Origin of the sequence: Hathewaya massiliensis, assembly GCF_902143515.1 — a bacterium.
GTDB lineage: Bacteria > Bacillota > Clostridia > Clostridiales > Clostridiaceae > Hathewaya > Hathewaya massiliensis.
The window spans coordinates 44097-64620 of the sequence record NZ_CABFVD010000006.1 but is presented as its reverse complement, the minus strand read 5'-3'; the positions used below and the strand labels follow the sequence as shown (position 1 = coordinate 64620).

The window sequence follows — 20524 nt, the reverse complement described above, 5'->3', positions numbered from 1 at the left end:
GAGAAATATATGCAGACAAAAAAAATGATACAAGATAAGGATAAGGTTAAACAAGTCGAGAGTTACAGATGGGTTGTATGGACAATCTTAGCAGCTGTATACGTTTTTGTAACCTTTCATCGTATGGGTGTTGGAGTTGTTAGGAATGAACTGCAAGAGGCCTTTTCAATTGGAGACGCTCAGTTTGCTAATATAGGCTCAATGTATTTTTATGCGTATTTTATCATGCAGATACCATCAGGAATACTTGCAGATAAAATTGGACCTAAAAAAACAGTAACTATGTTTTCCTTATTAGCTGCTGTAGGTTCAGTAATTTTTGGACTAGCACCTAATATAATAATTGCTTATATAGGTAGATTCCTTGTAGGAATTGGAGTATCTGTAGTATTTGTATGCTTAATAAAAATTCAATCACGTTGGTTTTATTCAAAAAACTTTGGGTTAATGATAGGAGTTGCTGGATTAGCAGCAAATGCAGGTGCAATACTAGCACAAACACCACTTGTTTTTGCAAGCCAACAGTTTGGATGGAGAAAAACCTTTGTTTTTATGGGACTTGCAATGGTATTCTTTGCAGTACTGACTGCTATATTTGTAAAAGATGATCCAAGTGATATGGGACTTCCAAGTATGGATGAATTAGAAAATAGACCTGTGAGTTCTGGAAAAATAAATACAATTGATGCATTGAAATCAGTAATTACAAACAAGAGAACATGGATTATTTCACTTGCATATATAGGAATTTATACAGGATATGTTGTATTTTTAGGAACCTTTGGAGTTTCATTCTTAATGCAAAAATATGATATTACTAAAGTACAAGCTGCAAATTATGTTATAGTAGCTGTTATTGGTTCAGCAGTAGGCGGTATTTTAATTGGCTATATTTCAGACCGTATAAAAAAGAGAAAAATTATATTAACTTCTTGTAGTGTTTTAACTTTATTAGGATGGATAGTGCTTATATATGCTAGAATGCCTGTTGCTCTTCTTGTACCTTTCTTATTTATTTTTGGATTAGTAATGACAGTTTTCACTATGTGCTGGACAGTAGGCAATGAAGTAAATGATAGAAGATTTTCTGGAATTGCTACTGGGGTTGTTAACTGCATAGGATTCTTTGGAGCTGCTATTATACCAGTAGTTATGGGTAAAATACTAGATGCTAATAAGAATACACCAGCAGTTGGATATCAAAAAGCATATCTTGTTTTAATAATATTAGTTGCTGTAAGCGTTGTTGCTTCATTCTTTACAACTGAAACACAGGCTGAAAATGTATATGAAAAATAATTTTTTTAGGAGGGATTACTGTGCTTGATAGAACTAAGAAATATGAACAATATATGATTGATATTAGAAGACATTTGCATATGCATCCGGAGCTTAGTGGGGAAGAGGTTAACACAAAAAAATTCCTTATTGAGGAGCTTAATAAGCTTGGAATAGAGGTAAAAGAAGCATCAGGCACTTCATTAATTGGAATTTTAAAAGGCGCTAAAGCCGGAAAAACAGTTGCTTTAAGGGCTGAAATTGATGCTCTTCCTATTATTGAACAATCAGGGGTTGAGTTTTCATCACAAAACCCTGGAGTAATGCATGCCTGTGGACATGATGCTCATACTGCTATGCTTCTTGGGGCAGCAAGAGTATTATCTGAAATGAAGGATGATATTAATGGTGAAGTAAGGTTCTTCTTCCAGGAAGGTGAAGAAACCTTTACGGGAGCAAAGAAAATAGTTGAAGCAGGTGGCATGGATGGAGTAGATGGATGTTTTGCAATGCATGGTGTGCCAACTATAAAAACAGGAGAGTACAATATCTCATCAGGATATAGATTGTCTGGATGTGATACCATTTACATTAAATTTGAAGGGGTATCAGGCCACGGCTCAGCGCCACATCTTGCAAAGGATACGGTTTATCCTGCAAGTTTATTTGTTACAGAGCTTCAGGGAATAGTTAATAAAAACATTGATCCACAGGAGCCTATTGTAGTTTCTGTTGGAAGATTCCATGGAGGTACAAAGGCAAATATAATTTCAAAATATACAGAGCTTGATATTTCAATGAGATACTTTAATCCAAAGACTAGAGAAACTGTTCACAAAGCTATAAAAAGACATGCAAAGGCAATTGCTGATGCATATGAGATTAAGGTAGATGTAGTTATAGAGGAAAGTACTCTTAGCCTTTATAACGATGAAGAGTTATCAGAACTTGCAATTGAGTCTGCAACGAAAGTTTTTGGTGAAGATAAAAATATCTCTATACCAAAACTTATGGCATCAGAGGATATGCCTTATTATTTCCAACATGCTAAAGGAGTTTATGCAAATATAGGATTTGGAAATGAGGAAAAAGGCTGTATATACTTCCCGCATCATGAGAAATTTAAGATAGATGAAGATTACCTTAAGTATGGTGCAGCACTTCATGTACAATTTGCTTTAGATTTTTTAAACAATAAATAATATAATTTAGTATTTTTAAAGCACTACGTGAAGTCCCCTCATTGTAGTGCTTCAATTTTAATATTATGAATGAGGTAACAGAAGAGGATAGATAAAGCTTAAGAAAAATAAAGGCAGCTAAATAACTGCTATAAATTTATTATACGAGGAGTGTTGTTTATGGCAAAGGATAGGATTTTTCAAATAATTGATAAATACGAAAATGAACTTATTGGACTAGCTAAAAAAATATGGGATAACCCAGAGATTGCATATAAGGAAAAGTTTGCATCAAGTCTTCAGAGCGAATATCTTCAAGCAAAGGGCTTTGTTATAAAGTCTATTGAAGGTCTTGACACAGCCTTTATTGCAGAATATGGGAAGGGAGAACCTGTTATTGGATTTATGGGAGAGTACGATGCTCTTTCAGGCTTATCTCAAACAGTATCTTCAGAAAAAAAGCCTGTAAATGAAGGCGCTGCAGGACATGCATGTGGACATAATCTTTTAGGGGTAGGGAGTCTTGGAGCGGCTCTTGCAGTTAAAGAGCTAATTGAAAAGGAAGGACTTGTGGGAACAGTAAGATACTATGGTTGTCCTGCAGAAGAAGAGCTTTCAGGCAAGGTATTCATGGCACAAAAAGGAGTTTTTAATGACATTTCCTGTGCATTTAGCTGGCACCCATTCGATATGAATTTTCCTTTTTATGCATGTACAAATGCAAATTATTCTGTGAAATTCAGATTTCATGGGACTTCAGCTCATGCAGCTCAAGCACCTCATAATGGAAGAAGTGCATTGGATGCGATAGAAATAATGAATGTTGGAGCAAATTATTTAAGAGAACATGTTAAAACTTCAATGAGAATCCATTATGTAATAACTCATGGTGGGGAAAGGCCGAATATAGTTCCGCCATTTGCAGAGAGCTGGTATTTTGTTCGTGGGCCTAAAGCAGCTGATATTAAGGATGCACTTGAAAGGCTTATAGACATTGCAAAGGGTGCTGCACTTATGACAGGAACAAAGGCAGAGTACGAAGTTTTATCTGGGACATACGACTTTATGGCAAATATTGAGCTAACTAAATTAATAGAAAAAAATATGGAGTTGGTGGGAGCACCAAAGTATGAAAAGGAAGACTATGAATTTGCAGAAAAAATAGTATCAACCATGTCAAAGGAACAAAGAGTCAGCGTTATTAAAGGTTTTGGTGGAGAAGCTAGCCTTGTAGAAAAAGCATTACATGATGAGTTAGGTAATGTAAATCAAAGTAATCTTACATCAGGTGGAAGCTTGGACATTGGGGATGTAAGCTATATAGTACCTACTGCACAGCTTTCAGCAGCAGCTTGGCCACTTGGAACACCAGCACATACATGGCAGTCATGTGCAGCATCAGGAGGAGGTATGGGATTTAAGGCAATGATAATGGCAGCTAAGGTAATGGCTTTAACAGCTTGTGACGTTTTAATTGATAGTAAGATTCTTGAATCAGCATGGAATGAACACAGAAAAAATACAGATGAAAAAGAGTATAAAAGCTTAATTGAAATCTAGAAAATTTTATGTGTTTTAGAGAAACTTTAATTTAAAATACAATATATGTAATTTGCTTGGATTTAAAAAGTACCATGGTTTATTAAGCCTGATTATGTTAAACTATATATTATAATTAATCTCACTAGTGTTTAATTTTTAGAAAATATTTTCATTGACATTTGTATTATAATCATTCTTTATAGTAAAATTCTTAAATTAAGCTAATATAGAATAATATTCCTATAACAAAGGGCAGACTTGCCCGCATAGTGATAGCTTGTATGGAAGTATATGGTTTTATAGTTGCAGTTAGCCACCTAACCACTTCTCCCAAGAAAACAAGATATTATCTATTAATTTTGTAATTGAATGTTTTATTAATCTCTTTATTTTTAATAAGCCGTAGGCTGTTTTGGCTACGTCTTGTATTAGTTTTATTATAATGAATGTTATTATTGCCGAAACAATTTGCATCATAACTGCATTAAGGCTATGTCCTATGAATCTTTTAATTTTTAAATTTTGCTTAATCCATTTGAAGAATAGCTCGATATCCCAACGTTTTTTATATAACCATGCTATATCTTCACTAGTATATTGTAATATGTTAGTTACAAAGGTTAGTATTTGACCTTCAGAATCAACTACAGTGATAACCCTATACTGATTTTTTGTCATATTAATATCTTCTGTACCAAGATAGCAAATAATATCTTCAATGATATTTATAGAATCATCTAGTAGAGTAACGTCAGAGTAAGTTATTTCAAGCTTACTTACTTCAGTTATAGCAGCATTATCTTTTAATCGGGTAATAAAGCGTATTCCTTTATTGCTAAACTCATCAAACTTTTTATAGTCAACATAGCCTTTGTCAAAGACATATATACAGTTGTTTTCTGTAATAAGTTCTTTCATCTTAGTTCTATCATGTGGTTTAGCATTAGACACAATTATAAGCTCAGGAACTCCTTTGCTTAAGTTGAATTTTGTATGAAGCTTTATTCCTGCTTTTGTAGAGCGAAATTCTGCCCACTGAAAATAAGTCTTGGCCATACTTATAGTTGAAGAATCTATTAGTTTTATGGTTCCAAACTTTTTAAGTTTCTCATTTACAGGTAATTGTTTTAAAGCAGTATCAATTAGTTCGTTTAATATTGGAATGTAAACATTATAATCCATATAGTTATTATAATTAGACAACGTTCCCAAGCTAACGCTTTTTATTGACTCCTTTAGCTTAGAATCAGATTGCATAAAATCATCAACATCCCTTAAGCTATCTAGCTTCGCTAAATGAAAGTAAAGGTGAGTTTTCAAATGATTTGATGCTATATTATAGTCAACATCTAACTTATACGTAGATTTTTTCAAAGTGTTCCAGTTAACAATATCTAATAATTTTTCAAAAATAGTGATATAATTATTCATAGATAGTCAGCAACTCCTTTGCGATATGATTGTGGTAATTATATTAAAGCAAAGGTGCTGACTATTTTCATTTATATATTGCTGGTACACATAGAAATTTATTACAAGTTATTATTGTCAATAGGATTTTCAATCCATTAATTAAACACTAGTGAATTAATCTATAGTTTATACTAATTCAGGCTTAATTAAAATGTAGAGTGGTGATTCTTTTGAACATAATAATATGTGAAGATAAAGCAGAATACATAAAAGAGATTACAAGAATAGTAAAGGATTTTTTTGCAGATGAAGATATTGAAGGCAATATTAAATCCTTTAATAAATATGAGGAAACAATAAACTATATTAAAAACTTGGGCTCCTATGAAGACTGCCTTTATATTTTAGATATTGGGCTGAAGGAAGATAAAAACGGACTTATGCTAGGAAGAGAAATAAGGAAAATTGATGATTATAAGGGTGAGATGATATATATTACTGCCTATATTCATCAGGTAAGTAATGTATTTAAATACAAACTTAGAATACTAGATTTTATTGACAAAGGATTTAAATTGGAAGAGGACCTTAAGGAAGCTCTTAAGGTATATTTAAAGATATATAAGGAGAAGATTCAAACCGGGTCCTTAGTATTTAAGGAAGGTACAGATGTTTTCCTTGTAAAACCCCAGGATATTGTGTGGATAGAAACGGATAAACAGACTAAAAAGCTTATTATTCATACTGTAAAAGAGGAAATAAGCACAAGGCAGACTTTGAAAGAAGTTCAGGAAAAACTAACAAGTGATTTTATTCAAGTTCATAGATCTTCAATAGTAAACAAAAATCATGTAAAAAAACTTGAGGAAATAGGTAATGACTTATATGTAGTTTTGACAGGTGATATTAAAAAAAGTATTTCAAAGAGAAAAGAAAAGGAAATAAGAAAATGTATTACCTAACAATTACAACATTAATACATATATATTTAATAAGAGTTTACTGTGAAAAGAAGATAAATATTAATATTTTAAATGTGGTATTAATATTTCTAATAATTATTTTAAAGGTTAGAGTATTTAAACTTTTAAATGAACCTTTTGCCACTTTTATATTTGCATGGCTAATAATATTTATCTTAGCTCAAGTTTTAATAGGAAAGAATACTAAGAGGAACTTGGAACTTTCATTTTTAATTGAATTAATTAATGTATTGGCTTACTACATAAGTGGAGGAATAGTGCTTATTACCACACAAGAATTTAATGCAAAAGATATAATGAATTTCAAATTAGCTCTAGATATGCACTATATTCCACACATAATAATTACAACATCAATTCTTTTATCCTTTGGAATATTTAGGAGATATATACCCTTAAAGTTTTTAAACGACAATGAAGAAGATAATGATCTTAGCGGGTTATTTGTTATTTTGGCAATTAATTTGATTATTAAAACCATGTATAATATAAACCTGAATTATGGAATTAAGTTTATTTTGTTTGTAGGGATCAATATATTTGTAATAATTTTTTATGTTAAAAACAGGCAACTTAGTGTGGAACGTGTAAGGGGGAGGAAGGAGCTAAGAGAAAAAGAAAAGGTAATAGAAGAACTGAGCCTTTACATTGAAACAATAGAAGAATTGGTTGATAAGTTTAAAGAATTCAGGCATGATTGCAAAAATATGCTCTTAGGTGTTGGTCTTGATAATTCAAAAATTGATGAGCTAGTTGATAAAGTTGATGAAGAAGTAAAAAGCAGTACAAACTATAATATTTTTTTAAGCTTAAAGGATATAAAATACTCCTCTTTAAAGTCACTTCTTTACTACTATATAATGAATGCTCTGAAACAAGAAATTGAAGTAAAACTAACTGTATTAGGCACTATAGAGAATATTGCCATGTCGGATTTAGAATTTTCTAGAGTTTTAGGCATAATATTTGAAAATGCCACTGAAGCTGCAATTGATTCTCATGAGAAAAAAATAGATATTTATATAGAAGAATTAAATGGAAAAGTTAACATAGCAATTGGAAACACATTCAAAGATAAGATTGAAAATCTTAAAGACTTATCTAAGAAAGGCTTTTCCACAAAAGGCGAAAACCGAGGAATAGGGCTTCATATTTTAAAAAGCATAATTGATAAAAATCCTAGCTTGAAGCTTGAGACATATATAAATGAAGAATATTTTATTCAGGATTTATTCTTATAAAATACTAATTAATAAAAAGTTGAATTTGAAAGAATATAAATTAACCTGTTTATGGAGGATAGAGCTATGGAATATGATTGTGGGTTTACAAAAGAAAATGGATGGTTCAGATACAGAGCAGCTGCAATAATTATTGAAAATGGATCTGTACTATTTGCTAAAAATGATAGCAATGATTACTATTATTCAATTGGTGGTGGAGTACATATTGGTGAAAAAGCCGAAGAAGCTGTTTTAAGAGAAGTATATGAAGAAACAGGGGTACATTATGAAATTGATAGATTAGCATTTATACATGAGAATTTCTTTCTTGGTAGTGGGAGTCTTGAAGGGTATAATTGCCATGAAATTGCTTTTTATTTTTTAATGAAGTCAAGGGGAACACAAAAACTTAACAGCAATAGTTTTTCAGATGGTTTTAAGGAATCTATGCATTGGTTGCCAATAAATGACTTATCAAATTATAAAGCATTTCCTAATTTCTTTATTGAGAAACTATCTAATATGCCTAATTACGTAGAACATATTGTTACGGAAGAGCAATAAATTTATAAGTCTATTTAAAAATTACTGTTATTTAATTATAAAGTGTATCATTATAATTTAGAATATTTTCTGCTACCTATAAGTTCCATATAATACTAAGGTATTTAGGACTTTAGTATTATTTAGGGGGGAGCATATCATAAATAAATCAGTTCTTTAGCCTTAGTCAGTATATAATTTGCCTAAGGTTATTTTTATATATAAAAATGCCATATCATACCTAATTCACTATTATAAGTTTAACAGTGAATATTTACAAAATATATTATACTTGAAGAGTTCAAATAAATGTTAATTTGATTTTCAAGTACAAAGTAAATAGGAATTTGCTAGAATTATAAATTTAATTTACATCATATAAACTTACTTTATTAGGAGGTATAAAAATTAAGCTTTGTATTGTATTAATGAGGCAAAGTTGTTACAATGTAATTAGGCAATATATTGCATAAATGCACGAGGTGATAGATTAGATGAGAAAATTAAAGGAACAATTTATTTTTGGGGGGATTTTATTGCTAGCCAACAGGCTACAAACACTAGGTGATAATACTTTAGAGGAACTTACTATTAAACAATGGTTTTTGATTATTATGATTCTAAATATGGAGAATAAGAACCCAACCATTAAAGAGGTAGCGAAGTTTACTGGTAGTACAAGACAGAATGTAAAGCAAATGATATCATCTTTAGAGAAAAAAGGATTTATTATAACAAAGAAATCTTTAGATGATGGTAGAGCTATTATGGTTCAGATAACTGAAAAATGTATGAGGTATTTAGAAACAACAGAAAAACAAGGAAATGAGTTTTTAGATAGATTGTTTAGAAATGTAGATTCACAGCACCTTAATAATATGGCTGAGTCTATTGAATTGCTTATTAAAGAAGCAGAAAATTATAAATAATAGGGGTGAGGGAGTGGACAAAAATATTATTTATTCACCATTTAACTTAGAAATATCTGAGGTGGAAAGTCTTGCATTAATAAACATTGAAAAAGATCCAGATAAAGTGTATAAAGGGTTTGAACCTCAATCTATAAATAATAAGGAATTTGGATTAGGATTAAGGATATTAGGCTATAGAAATGATGGTTATGTTGATGTTTATCAGGAGAAAAAACTACCTAGAGATGAAAATGATAAGATTGAAGTTGCTGGAAAAGGGTTAGGAGATTTTAGATATTTAAATATGGAGAAAAATAAATTTATTATGGATGAACATGGGATGGATTTAGAGTTAATATTCATAGATAAATTAAAAAGAAGAATAGTACTAAAAATAAAAGAAAATGATAATAAGAAGATAAATCCATTTAGTCTTTTAGCTCCAGTTGGTGTTTCATCAGCTAATCCTGTAGCATTACCTGTATTTTTTTTATATGGATTCTATTTTATAAGACAGAATAATACAGAAGTTAATATACAAATTGAAGATAAAATTCATAACTTAGATAAATTTATAAGAATAGATGGCGCTAAAATGTATTTTGCACGGTATTCAAAGGAAGCTGTTATTTGTGAATGGAATAAAGCTACAAATAGCTTTATAGAAGGAATGAAAGTTGAAAATAACAGATGTATTAGTAGAAATGGCGTTGAGTATAAATTAGAAAGTGTTAAAGATGATTATTATATAAAAAGTATGAAATTAGATGGTAAAAGAGGAGGAGTTAATGTAAAGTTTTCACCTTCAATTAAGGATATAAGATATATAGAAGATGGAGAAAAGATAGAAGGTAGTTTTATTATAAGTGGAGATAAGTCAGTTGGTATAATAGAAGGTATGTATAGCTTATACTGTAAAGAAAAACTTATCAGAATAACAGCAATCCCAAATAGAGGATGGATTCCAAATGAGAAGAGAATCATACTTAGATTTATTTATTTTGTAGCTAGAATATTTAAAATGTGGCCTAAAACTTATAAATGGATAGCCAATATAGATATAAGAGATAATGAAAATCCAAAAATTCAATCCAAATGGGAGAGAATAAAATGAGAATGCAAGATATAATTCTAAGAAGGGAAAATCTTCAAGAGTACATGATGGGGGATTTCCATTGACAGGAATACTTAAATGTCCTAAGTGTAGTGCAGGAATTGTGATAATGAGAACTACAAATAAATTAGCGGATGGAACTAAGAAAAGAATAGTATACTATGCTTGTGGTAGTTGGAAGAATAAAGGTACAGAAGTATGTAATTCTAATACTATAATGGTTGATAAAGCTAATAAGTATGTTTTTGGTAAGATTTCAGAACTATTCTCCAATGAAAAAATGATTAACGCTATAGTAAATAATGTTAATAGGGAAAGAACTAAAAAAATAAATCCAGTTAAGAAGGAGCTAGAAAAGATTGATAATGAACTAGAAAAATTAGATAAAAAGAAGAAAAAAATATTTGAAGCTTATGAGGATGAAATAATAACTAGAGATGAATTTTTAACAAGAAAAGAAGAGCTGAATAGTAAGGTTAAAGCTCTTGAATAACAGAAATCTCCATTATTAGTTACAGTATCAGATGATGTAAGTGAGGAAATACCATATGAGTTTATAAAGAGTATTATGGAAAAGATAATATTGAAAGTATTTTTCAACATAGTCTTAAATCAGCAAAATTGAATACAAGAATTAAAGTGGAAAACTTGAGAATGTATATAGATACAATAAATAAAAAGTCATGGAGAAATGAAAGATATAATGTTTCTATAATGTATCCAGTAGATTCAATATGTAGAAATAAAGATGAACAACGTAAAGAAATATTGGATGACCTAATAATAAATACAGTTCATAAAGTATTTATAGTTTCGTTGACTGATTCATATGATTATAGTTGGTTAGATGAATTTTGAATAGATAGAACAGTTATATTTGATGCAGAGGAAGAAGACCCAGCTTATCATGGTAGAGTAATAGAGAATATAAATAGATTTAAATAAAATATGTAAAGTTAAGGAGTGTGAATAAAATGGTAGTTACAAATATTATGCCATGTATAAAGGTTACAAAAGAGAATAATATGAGTGGGATGGATATGTATATTGATTTAGGTTCTAAGATAAGAGTTACAGATGATGAAGGTAAGATAGTAGAAGGTAGAGTACTGTTTTTAGAGTTGGCTAAAGATGAGGAAGAGGATGATATGCTATATATATTATTAGATAATGAAAAGCAATTTAGTATAGGTATAAGTTATATAGTAGATATAGAAGAGATGTAATTATAAGTAAAAACCTCACTTGTGAGTGATATGGAGAAGCCTACCATAAGTGATGCTACAAACCTTTGCTTTGGCTAGCAGAACTTATAATGTGATAAGGAGTTTCATTAAAAAAACCGTATCATGAGTAATGATAAATTAACAAAATATGTTATAATAAAAGGGAAAAATAATTTTCAAATGATAGATAAATAGGAATTTGTAGGAGAGATTATTTATGTTTTGTGAGGTAATAATGCGGAAATTTTTCAATGAAATCAGACAACCAGTTACAATATCAATCACTAAAAAAATATTATATTCTGTTCTAATATTTGCAGTTGGAATAGCACTTGGCATAGTATCAAAGATATTAGATGAAACAGCCAGTAATTCATTGCCATATGTCCTTCAGATGTTGGATTTGAGAAACTTCTTTTCACGCATGGGTGTTTGGCTCTTTAGTGGAATCTGTATTGCTATGTACTCTAAATCCTTCAAACGAGCAGCCTTGAATAGCTTTTTATTCTTTGTCGGGATGGTAAGCAGTTATTATGCCTATACTATTATGATTGTAGGATTTTATCCCAAGTCATATATGATGATTTGGTTTGCAATGACCGTAGTATCGCCTTTCTTAGGAGCAATATGTTGGTATGCTAAAGGAACGCATATTATATCAATTTGTATTTCGGCAATTATTTTTATGGTGATGACACGACAAGCATTCAATTTTGGTTTTTGGTATCTTGATATAAGTTATTTTTTAGAATTACTTCTATGGGGAGCAACTATATTTGTTTTATACGAGAAATCAAAACAGATTTTAACAGTTTTAAGTATTGGAATAATCTTGTTTTTTATAACATCACAATTACACTTGCTTGGAGGAATGTTATAAAGTAAGGGATGTTGTGTGAAATGAACAGCTCTTCATTTCGCCAAATTCCAATATGTAAACTAAAAATAGTAATTTATATTATTGAGATTAAAATTTTTAAAATAAAAAATTATATAGGTTTATTTTTTATAAAAATTTGATATAATATAAATAAGGAAACTCACTCAGGCAAGCTGAGGAGTACAGAATTCTAAAGAAACAAGTTTCTAAGAATTCTAGTAAGAAAAGCTTAGTGCGTCAACACTAAGCAATCCTTAGAACATTTATTTTGTTTTAGGGCTATTGGATGAAATTAATTGAAAATTAATTAAGAAAAGTGCTACTCTTTGCAGGATGGGGCACTTTTTTCTTTGCTTTTAACTTCTATATCAAGACCAAGAAATTTAATCTTAATTTTTAAATGATGTATAAAAAGATTATGTTTCAGAATTAATCTAATTACATAACTTTAGTTATGCAAAATAAAAATCTAAATTGGTAATACTACCAAAAAATAAATATGGCATACTTTCTCTTGCCGTGTTATATAAAAGTTACCACACAAATACAAACACGGGAGGTAAGAAGTATGCCAAGTACTAATATTGTATCCATTAATGATGAACTTTACAATTACTTAAATGATGTAAACTATGGAATGTCTAAGCCTCAATTTAATCATTTAACCACTATTGCCAATGGATTAATTAATTTACCTGGCACTAAAACTTTATCTGAAATTGCTAAAAATGTATTGTCTTCAAAAGACAAAAGTTGTATTTACAGGTTTTTAAGCCATTCTAAATGGGACGATAGTCTTTTAAACAACAATCGAATCAATTATTTAAACTTTTTCCTTGAACATAATATTAAACCTAAATCCGTAGGATTCTTGATTATAGATGATACTGTAAATTCCAAGGAATCTGCGAAGAAAATACAAGGACTATCTTATAATTACTCTCATACGGAAGGCAAAAATATTTGGTCACATTGTGTGGTTACTTCAAATTTTGTTGTAAATGACAAATCCATTCCTTTACAATATAAACCTTACTATAAAAAGGAATTTTGCGAAGATTTAAAGAAAAATTTTAAATCTAAGGTTGATATTGCAAAAGATTTTATAACTTCTTTTAAAACTCCATCTAAGTGTGAAAAAATATATTGTCTTATGGATTCATGGTATACAAATAACAAATTAATAGAAGCTTCTTTAGCAAAGGGCTACCACCTAATAGGAGCAATTAAATCTAACAGAAAAATATCTCCATTAGGAATTTCGCTACAATTATCAGAATTTGAAAAATTTATTAGTCCTAACACCTTAGACCTCGTTACAGTTGAAGGTAAGGACTATAGGGTATATACCTATGAAGGTAATATTGCTAAATTCCCTTATGCTAAAGTACTTATTTGCTATGAAGTTACCGATGATGGATTCAAGAATCCAGTATATTTGCTGTCTACCGACATTTTATTAAATGCAGAAACTATAATTAAATATTATTCACACAGATGGAGTATAGAAACTTCATATAAGTATTTAAAAAGCAATTTAGCCTTTGATAAATATAGAATGCGTAGCATTTTATCTATAGAACGATATTTTCTTATAGTATTCCTAATCTATAATTTTTTAGAATTATTTAGAGTTAGTTACAAATACAAAGATTTTAATACTATAGGTGAAACCCAGAAGTATCTAAACAGCCTCACGGCAAAAGCACTTGTATGCTTTATATACGAAAAATTAAAACAAAATACTAAACTAGAAGATATTTTATCAGAACTAAAAATTGCTTAAGAAGTTTTAAAAAATGCATAAATTTAAATTGGATAAGTGTTATTATTCAGTTTGGATAAAATATGCTAACAAGCATATTTTATCTACAATAGTTAATTTAGATTTTAAAATTGCCTAACTAAAGTACATAAATAACTGATATACACTTTATAAAAGTATCAAACATATCCAATACCACCTCCTAAGCTATAGTGAAATAATTCACCAATAGCCCATAAGGAGGATAAAACGTTCAAAACCCCCGTAGCCATCCTACTACGGATTTCAAAATATTACTTTAGAATTATACCATATTTATGTAGAATATATACACAAGAATAAAATGGAAAAACCTCATTTACACTAGTTACGGAGAACCGTATCACAAGTAAATGCGATTTTGGATTTGATCATTAATAATGGTTAGGACTACTTTTATTTAGAAACATGATATACTTATATAAAAAAGAAAGAGAGCGAAAAAGAGATGGAACAGTTTTTTAAAGCAATAGAAGAAAAGATAATAAAATCAGGATATTCTGGAGAAGTTAGTGGCAAAAAAATTTACGATGAAATAAGTAATGAGGCCGAGGAACAAGAAGAGGGAAGTTACTTATTCTTGAAAAAGCAAAATGACGACATCATGTTCGAATACAGAGTGGATATTTTAGCAGACAATATCAATTTGGCGACCCTTACCATACATACACCAGAGAGAAAGTACTTTATTGACTTTGATGCAGAATAAATAGTAGTAAAACTTTTTATATAAGTAAGTGTATTAGTTTTATCAAAACATTGAATATGTAAATATATAGTGATATAATGTAATTAATTTAATAAATTGAATAAATAGCTAGGGGTGCCATTTTGGCTGAGAGGGATAGTTATCGTATAAAGTCCTAACTCTAAGAACCTGATATGGTTAATACCATCGGAGGGAAGCAAATTAATAAATAATTATAATATTTTATGAATTAATTAGCTTGCTTTTTGCAAGCTTTTTTTATTAATATTTATTGCTTTGATTTTATATTAAATTAGTAAGTATTTTTATAAAATACTAATTAATTAAAAGTTGAATTTCAAAGAATGTAAATTAACACCTAGCATTAACCCGCTAGGTGTTTTTATTTTTGAAAGAAGGTGAAAATATGAAGGTTAATGGAAGAGATTTTTCAATAGAAGGTATTAATAATATTAGTGATTTATTAAAAAAGTTAAACGTAAATGAATCTAGGGTTGTGGTAGAGCTTAATAAGAAAATAGTATCAAAAGAAGATTATTCAAAAGTGAATTTAAAAGATGATGACACCATAGAAGTTGTATCCTTTGTAGGTGGAGGCTAAAAATTTCATTATATTAAGTTTATAAATTTGTTTTATTGGATATAAATTATATGTTAACTAGGCATAGACTACATATCTGATTTAGAAATTAGATAAAAGTATATGTTTACATGAGAGTGACACGCAATGAGCTTAGATGAATTTACATATTCAGCTTAGATGATAACAGGTGCCTATACAGAAGGGGAGTTATAGTTGGAGGGGAAAATTGTAATTAAGGTTAATGAAAAGCATACAGAAGTTGAAAGTGGGGAAACTTGTTTTAAACTTAAAGAAAAAATTAAGCCTAATAGTGATTTGGTTATTTTAAATGGGTTTCCTTTAGAAGAGGACAAGGAGTTAAAAAAAGGAGATAGGATTGTATTTATAAAAAAGGGGGAAGTTCCAAGTAAAGAAGAATTGCAAGGAATAATCATGGCAAGGCATACACCAGGAGTATTTGAAAAGGTGAACAAGGCTAGAATTGGCATTGCAGGAGTTGGAGGAATTGGTTCTAATATAGCCATATCGCTTGCAAGACTTGGGGTAGGATATATTAAAATTGTGGATTTTGATGTGGTGGAGCCTTCAAATTTAAATAGGCAACAATATTTTATTGAAGATATTGGTGAATATAAAGTTAAGGCTTTAAAAAAGCATATTTTTAATATTAATCCTTTTATTGATGTAGGAGACTTAGTAGAAAAAATAGAAAAGGAGAATATAAAAGAAATATTTAAGGATGTAGATATAATTATTGAAGCTTTTGATAATGCAAAGTATAAGGCAGAACTATGTAATGAAGTTTTAACTAATATGAAAGATAAAATAGTAATAGCTTCATCTGGTATGGCTGGATTTTATTCTTCTAATGATATAACTACTAAGAAAATAACAAATAAATTTTATATTTGTGGTGATGGAATAAATGAGGCTAGGGAAGGATCAGGGCTTATGGCACCAAGGGTTTCTATATGTGCAAATCATATGGCAAATATGGCATTAAGAATAATTTTAGGAGAAGGGGAGATTTAAAATGGGAGATACTTTAAAAATCGGTGGAAGAGAATTAAATAGTAGATTATTTGTAGGTACAGGAAAATATCCTTCAAATAAACTTATAAAAGATGTTTTAGATAAAAGTAGTTCACAGGTTATAACTTTAGCAATAAGAAGAATAGATTTAGACAATAAAGAAGAGGATATTTTATCTAATATTCCTAAGGATGTAATTTTACTTCCAAACACTTCAGGTGCAACTAATGCAGAGGAAGCTGTAAGAATAGCAAGAATAGCTAAGGCCATGGGATGTGGAAATTGGATTAAAATAGAGGTTATATCGGATTCTAAATATTTACTTCCGGATAATGAGGAAACTATAAAGGCTACTGAGATTTTAGCAAAGGAAGGTTTTCAAGTATTCCCATATATGTGTCCAGATTTATATGCAGGAAGAAGATTAATGGAAGCTGGAGCTGCTGCAGTTATGCCTCTTGGAGCACCAATAGGAAGTAATAAGGGGTTGATGACTAAGGAACTTATTCAAATTATGATAGATGAACTAGATATTCCAATTATAGTTGATGCAGGAATAGGAAAACCATCACAAGCTATGGAAGCCATGGAGATGGGGGCGGCTGCCTGTTTAGTTAACACAGCTATAGCATCTTCAAAAGATCCTGTTAATATGGCTAAAGCTTTTAGTCTAGCTGTAGAAGGGGGAAGGCTTGCCTATTTATCTAAGTTTGGAGGAGTATCAAATAAAGGAAATGCTTCATCACCATTAACAGGATTTTTAGGGAAATAACTATTTCTAATTTATATATGGGATTAACATAGAAAAAATCGAGGGGATAAAAATGAGTTTTTATAATACTATAAAGGAATTTAAAGATTTTGATTTTAATAGATACTGGGGAAATGTAGAGTTAGATGATGTATTAAGAAGTATTAATGAAAGAACTCCAAGCTATGAGGATTTATTAAATTTATTATCACCTAAGGCAGAAGAGGCTTTAGAAGAAATGGCAGTAAAAGCTAGAGAGTTGTCTTTAAAACATTTTGGAAGAACTGTACTACTTTATACTCCAATTTATATAGCAAATTATTGTATAAATAAGTGTGCTTATTGTGGGTATAATCATGAAAATTCCATATGTAGAAAAAAGCTTACTATGGAAGAAATTAAAATGGAATCAGAGGCAGTTTCAAAGGAAGGTTTTAAGCACATTATTTTATTAACAGGTGAAAGTCCAGTGCATTCACCTACTGACTATATAGTAGAGGCAATAAAAATAATGAGGGAGTATTTTCCTTCAATTACCTTAGAAGTACAACCTTTAAGTGAAGAGGATTATAAAAAAGCAGTGGAAGCAGGTGCAGATGGACTTACCGTATATCAAGAAGCTTATGATGAAGAAGTTTATGATAGAGTTCATTTGGCAGGACCTAAAAAGAATTATAAATTTAGACTAGATGCACCAGAAAGAGGGGCGCGAGCTGGCATGAGAAGTTTAAGCATTGGTGCACTTTTAGGACTTTCAGATTTTAGAAAAGATGCTTTTTTCACAGCACTTCATGGAGAATATTTAAGAAAAAAATATCCTCATGTAGATGTAACTTACTCCGTTCCAAGAATAAGACCTTGTGCTGGAGGATTAAGAGAATTAAATACAGTAGATGATAAGAGAACAGTTCAAATTATGCTTGCCTATAAAATATTTGCAGAGCAAAGTGGAATAAATATATCAACTAGAGAAGATCATGAAATGAGAAGAAATTTAATTCCATTAGGAATAACAAAAATGAGTGCAGGAGTATCTACAGAAGTAGGTGGACATGCTTTAAATTCAAAAGGAACCTCACAGTTTACTATAAATGATGAAGGAACAGTTGAAGAAGTAAGAAACATGATAATAGAAGCAGGGTTCCAACCAATATTTAAGGATTGGGAAAGATTTTGATTTATTTAATAACTAATAGAAACTTAGCTAGTGAAGAAAAATATTTTAAGGTCTTAAAAGAAGCTTCACTAGCTGGAGTTCACAGCATAATCTTAAGAGAAAAAGATATGCAAAATGAAGACTTTAAAAAATTATATTACAAAGTAAAAGAAATAGTAAACCCTGCTACTAATATAATAATAAACTCTAAAACAGAGGTATTTAAAGAAGTACAAGAAAAAACTCTCCATCTTTCCTTCAAGGATTTTATAAATCTAAAAGATAAATCCATAAAAAATATAGGCGTATCAGTTCATACCATAGAAGAAGGAATTAGGGCAGATCATTTGGGATGTAGTTATATATTAGCATCCCATATCTTTCCTACTAAATGCAAAGACGGATTAGAACCTAAAGGTCTTAACTTTATAAAGGAACTAAGAGAAAAAGTAAGTTGTCCCATAATTGCTTTAGGTGGAATTACAGAACATAATGCTAGGGATGTAAGAAAAGCAGGAGCGGATGGAGTAGCATTAATGTCAGGATTTTTCCAATGTGATAATGTTTATGACCTAGTTAGGAAAATAGATTAATAAACGTTCAAATATTATATGAATTGGGATATAATATGGAGCTAAAATCCTTTATGAGTATGAAGGAGATTATGGATTAGTATTATTTCATCTTCAACAGTCAGTTGAAAAATACCTAAAAGGGTATTTGATATATAAAACTGGAATTTTGCAAGAAGGACATAGTTTAATAAAATTGTGCAAAAAAGCATCAACTTATAATGAGGGTTTTAGGAAGTTCATAAAGGATTGTGCATTTTTAAATGCATATTATATTGAAACAAGATATCCAGCTGAAGATCCATTAATTGCAGAAGCTGTAGATGTTGAAGAAGGGTTAAAGTTTGTAGAAGAAATAATAAAATTCATAGAGATGAGTATTAGTTCCCAGTTATAAATTTTGGTATATAGTATTAAAAACTCAGCAAACTTTAAAAGTGATTTTGAAGTTTGCTGAGTTTATTTATAGGAAAATTACAAATACTATTAATGAGATTTTCATTAATGGAGGTGTAATTATGAAGAAAAAAGATAAAAGAGAATGGACAAAAGAGAATTATTTAGCAAATGGAAGCAAAACTCAAAATCAATGGGCGAAAAATAAACTAGATACAACTATAGAAAAGCCAGGAATAAATGAAAGTGGAATAGAAATAAAGAAAAAGGGTTTTTAAATTAAGCTACAACTAAATAATTGTTTAATTTATAAAATATTTAAAGAGGGACCAGTTGTTCCTCTTTAAATATTTATATTACAGAAATAATGAAATTCTAAAAATTTGTTCATAGATGATTACGTAACAGTCATATCAATGAAGTTTTCTAAGAAATCTTATTATGAAAATAAAAGGGATAAAACTTTTATTACTATGGATGATATAAATAATAAGATATAATATTAGTATGAGTACTGTGGGAGGTGTTTTAATGGATGAAAAGGTATTAGAATTTACTATATTTTGCATTGAAAGTTTAGCTGTGGAATTGGGAGTAAGTGCAAAAGATATCTATAAATTAATCAATATTGATACAGATATTTTGAAAAGTTATATTATTCCTTGTTATGAACCACTACATTCTCAAAGTAAAGATTATATAGTAAAAGATTTGATAGAGGTACTTAAAGAGAGAGGGGTATTAAAATGATAGTATATCATGGTTCTTATTGTATAGTTAATAATCCTCATGTATCTTTTTCAAGAGATGCTTTAGATTTCGGAAAAGGATTTTATGTAACAGGAATAGAAGAGCAAGCAATTAATTGGACAAGTAAGTTTAAGATAAGAGGTAAAACTGGATATTTAAATATATACACACTACCAATAGAGAAAATTAAAATGAATTATAGAGTTAAAGAATTTTCAACGTATAGTATTGAATGGTTAGATTTTATATTAGATTGCAGAAGTGGAAGCGATATATATTTTAAATATGATATGATTATAGGCGGTATAGCTGATGATAGAGTATATAACACAATAGAACTGTATAAAGACCAATTAATTGGTAAAGAAGAGGCGTTAAGAAGATTACAATATTGTAAACCTAATCATCAAATTTGTATTATTAACCAAGAAATTATAGATAGATATTTAAAGTATGAAAAAAGTAAGGAAGTGTAAG

General features: G+C 29.7%; 24 protein-coding genes and 1 riboswitch. Of the genes, 23 read left to right on the top strand and 1 reads right to left on the bottom strand.

Going from position 1 to position 20524, the window contains the following annotated elements; translation table 11 throughout:
• The first annotated feature begins 9 nt into the window (after positions 1-9).
• From FNZ64_RS11460 to FNZ64_RS11450, 3 genes are all read left to right on the top strand, one after another.
• Positions 10-1299: an MFS transporter gene (locus tag FNZ64_RS11460; RefSeq protein ID WP_142415009.1), complete on the top strand. Its 1290-nt coding sequence runs from the start codon at positions 10-12 to the stop codon at positions 1297-1299.
• Positions 1300-1319: 20 nt separating this feature from the next.
• Entirely contained in the window at positions 1320-2480 is a 1161-nt protein-coding gene (locus FNZ64_RS11455) for an amidohydrolase (protein WP_243129262.1), read from the top strand.
• A 159-nt stretch (positions 2481-2639) separates the two neighbouring features.
• Positions 2640-4019: a M20 family metallopeptidase gene (locus tag FNZ64_RS11450; protein ID WP_142415008.1), complete on the top strand. Its 1380-nt coding sequence runs from the start codon at positions 2640-2642 to the stop codon at positions 4017-4019.
• Between the two features lie 291 nt (positions 4020-4310).
• Here the strand turns inward: FNZ64_RS11450 and FNZ64_RS11445 are convergent, their stop codons facing one another.
• Entirely contained in the window at positions 4311-5432 is a 1122-nt protein-coding gene (locus tag FNZ64_RS11445; RefSeq protein ID WP_142412845.1) for an IS4 family transposase, read from the bottom strand.
• Between the two features lie 203 nt (positions 5433-5635).
• Here FNZ64_RS11445 and FNZ64_RS11440 point away from each other — a divergent pair, with 203 nt between their 5' ends.
• The 20 genes from FNZ64_RS11440 (at position 5636) to FNZ64_RS11345 (ending at position 20523) form a co-directional block, all read left to right on the top strand.
• Positions 5636-6376, top strand: coding sequence for a LytR/AlgR family response regulator transcription factor (locus FNZ64_RS11440; RefSeq protein WP_243129265.1), 741 nt, complete (start codon positions 5636-5638; stop codon positions 6374-6376).
• A 215-nt stretch (positions 6377-6591) separates the two neighbouring features.
• Positions 6592-7638, top strand: a complete 1047-nt coding sequence (locus tag FNZ64_RS11435; RefSeq protein WP_185903756.1) for a GHKL domain-containing protein — start codon at positions 6592-6594, stop codon at positions 7636-7638.
• 66 nt (positions 7639-7704) lie between these two features.
• A complete protein-coding gene (locus FNZ64_RS11430) occupies positions 7705-8184 on the top strand; it encodes an NUDIX hydrolase (RefSeq protein ID WP_142415002.1) in 480 nt (159 codons plus the stop codon).
• Between the two features lie 473 nt (positions 8185-8657).
• Positions 8658-9092, top strand: coding sequence for a MarR family winged helix-turn-helix transcriptional regulator (locus tag FNZ64_RS11425; RefSeq protein ID WP_142415000.1), 435 nt, complete (start codon positions 8658-8660; stop codon positions 9090-9092).
• 13 nt (positions 9093-9105) lie between these two features.
• Positions 9106-10188, top strand: a complete 1083-nt coding sequence (locus FNZ64_RS11420; RefSeq protein ID WP_142414998.1) for a hypothetical protein — start codon at positions 9106-9108, stop codon at positions 10186-10188.
• Positions 10189-10249: 61 nt separating this feature from the next.
• Positions 10250-10681, top strand: a complete 432-nt coding sequence (locus tag FNZ64_RS11415; protein WP_243129261.1) for a recombinase zinc ribbon domain-containing protein — start codon at positions 10250-10252, stop codon at positions 10679-10681.
• Positions 10682-10809: 128 nt separating this feature from the next.
• A complete protein-coding gene (locus tag FNZ64_RS11410) occupies positions 10810-11046 on the top strand; it encodes a hypothetical protein (protein ID WP_142414996.1) in 237 nt (78 codons plus the stop codon).
• A 116-nt stretch (positions 11047-11162) separates the two neighbouring features.
• Positions 11163-11414: a hypothetical protein gene (locus FNZ64_RS11405; RefSeq protein ID WP_142414995.1), complete on the top strand. Its 252-nt coding sequence runs from the start codon at positions 11163-11165 to the stop codon at positions 11412-11414.
• 217 nt (positions 11415-11631) lie between these two features.
• Positions 11632-12294 carry a DUF6518 family protein gene (locus FNZ64_RS11400; protein WP_142414992.1) on the top strand — a complete coding sequence of 221 codons (663 nt, stop codon included), beginning with the start codon at positions 11632-11634 and terminating at the stop codon, positions 12292-12294.
• Between the two features lie 568 nt (positions 12295-12862).
• Positions 12863-14080 (top strand): IS701 family transposase, encoded by a 1218-nt coding sequence (locus FNZ64_RS11395; protein ID WP_185903624.1) that lies wholly within the window; start codon positions 12863-12865, stop codon positions 14078-14080.
• 466 nt (positions 14081-14546) lie between these two features.
• On the top strand, positions 14547-14807 hold the full coding sequence (locus FNZ64_RS11390; protein WP_142414990.1) for a hypothetical protein: 261 nt from the start codon (positions 14547-14549) through the stop codon (positions 14805-14807).
• A gap of 100 nt (positions 14808-14907) precedes the next feature.
• Positions 14908-15019, top strand: a riboswitch (TPP riboswitch).
• 176 nt (positions 15020-15195) lie between these two features.
• Positions 15196-15408 carry a sulfur carrier protein ThiS gene (gene thiS, locus FNZ64_RS11385; RefSeq protein ID WP_243129260.1) on the top strand — a complete coding sequence of 71 codons (213 nt, stop codon included), beginning with the start codon at positions 15196-15198 and terminating at the stop codon, positions 15406-15408.
• 207 nt (positions 15409-15615) lie between these two features.
• Positions 15616-16422, top strand: coding sequence for a sulfur carrier protein ThiS adenylyltransferase ThiF (gene thiF, locus FNZ64_RS11380; protein WP_142415215.1), 807 nt, complete (start codon positions 15616-15618; stop codon positions 16420-16422).
• Between the two features lies 1 nt (position 16423).
• Positions 16424-17194: a thiazole synthase gene (locus tag FNZ64_RS11375; RefSeq protein ID WP_142414988.1), complete on the top strand. Its 771-nt coding sequence runs from the start codon at positions 16424-16426 to the stop codon at positions 17192-17194.
• A gap of 52 nt (positions 17195-17246) precedes the next feature.
• Complete coding sequence (gene thiH / locus FNZ64_RS11370; protein WP_142414986.1) at positions 17247-18350, top strand: 2-iminoacetate synthase ThiH; 1104 nt, start codon at positions 17247-17249, stop codon at positions 18348-18350.
• A complete protein-coding gene (locus FNZ64_RS11365) occupies positions 18347-18922 on the top strand; it encodes a thiamine phosphate synthase (protein WP_243129259.1) in 576 nt (191 codons plus the stop codon). The genes thiH and FNZ64_RS11365 overlap by 4 nt, the downstream gene beginning before the upstream one ends.
• A gap of 46 nt (positions 18923-18968) precedes the next feature.
• Positions 18969-19298 (top strand): HEPN domain-containing protein, encoded by a 330-nt coding sequence (locus FNZ64_RS11360; RefSeq protein ID WP_142414984.1) that lies wholly within the window; start codon positions 18969-18971, stop codon positions 19296-19298.
• A 121-nt stretch (positions 19299-19419) separates the two neighbouring features.
• The gene (locus FNZ64_RS11355; RefSeq protein ID WP_142414982.1) at positions 19420-19575 is read left to right on the top strand and encodes a hypothetical protein; all 156 of its coding nucleotides are present in this window, start codon (positions 19420-19422) and stop codon (positions 19573-19575) included.
• 253 nt (positions 19576-19828) lie between these two features.
• Positions 19829-20047, top strand: a complete 219-nt coding sequence (locus FNZ64_RS11350) for a DUF3791 domain-containing protein (RefSeq protein WP_142414980.1) — start codon at positions 19829-19831, stop codon at positions 20045-20047.
• Entirely contained in the window at positions 20044-20523 is a 480-nt protein-coding gene (locus tag FNZ64_RS11345) for a DUF3990 domain-containing protein (RefSeq protein WP_142414978.1), read from the top strand. The genes FNZ64_RS11350 and FNZ64_RS11345 overlap by 4 nt, the downstream gene beginning before the upstream one ends.
• Position 20524 lies beyond the last annotated feature (1 nt).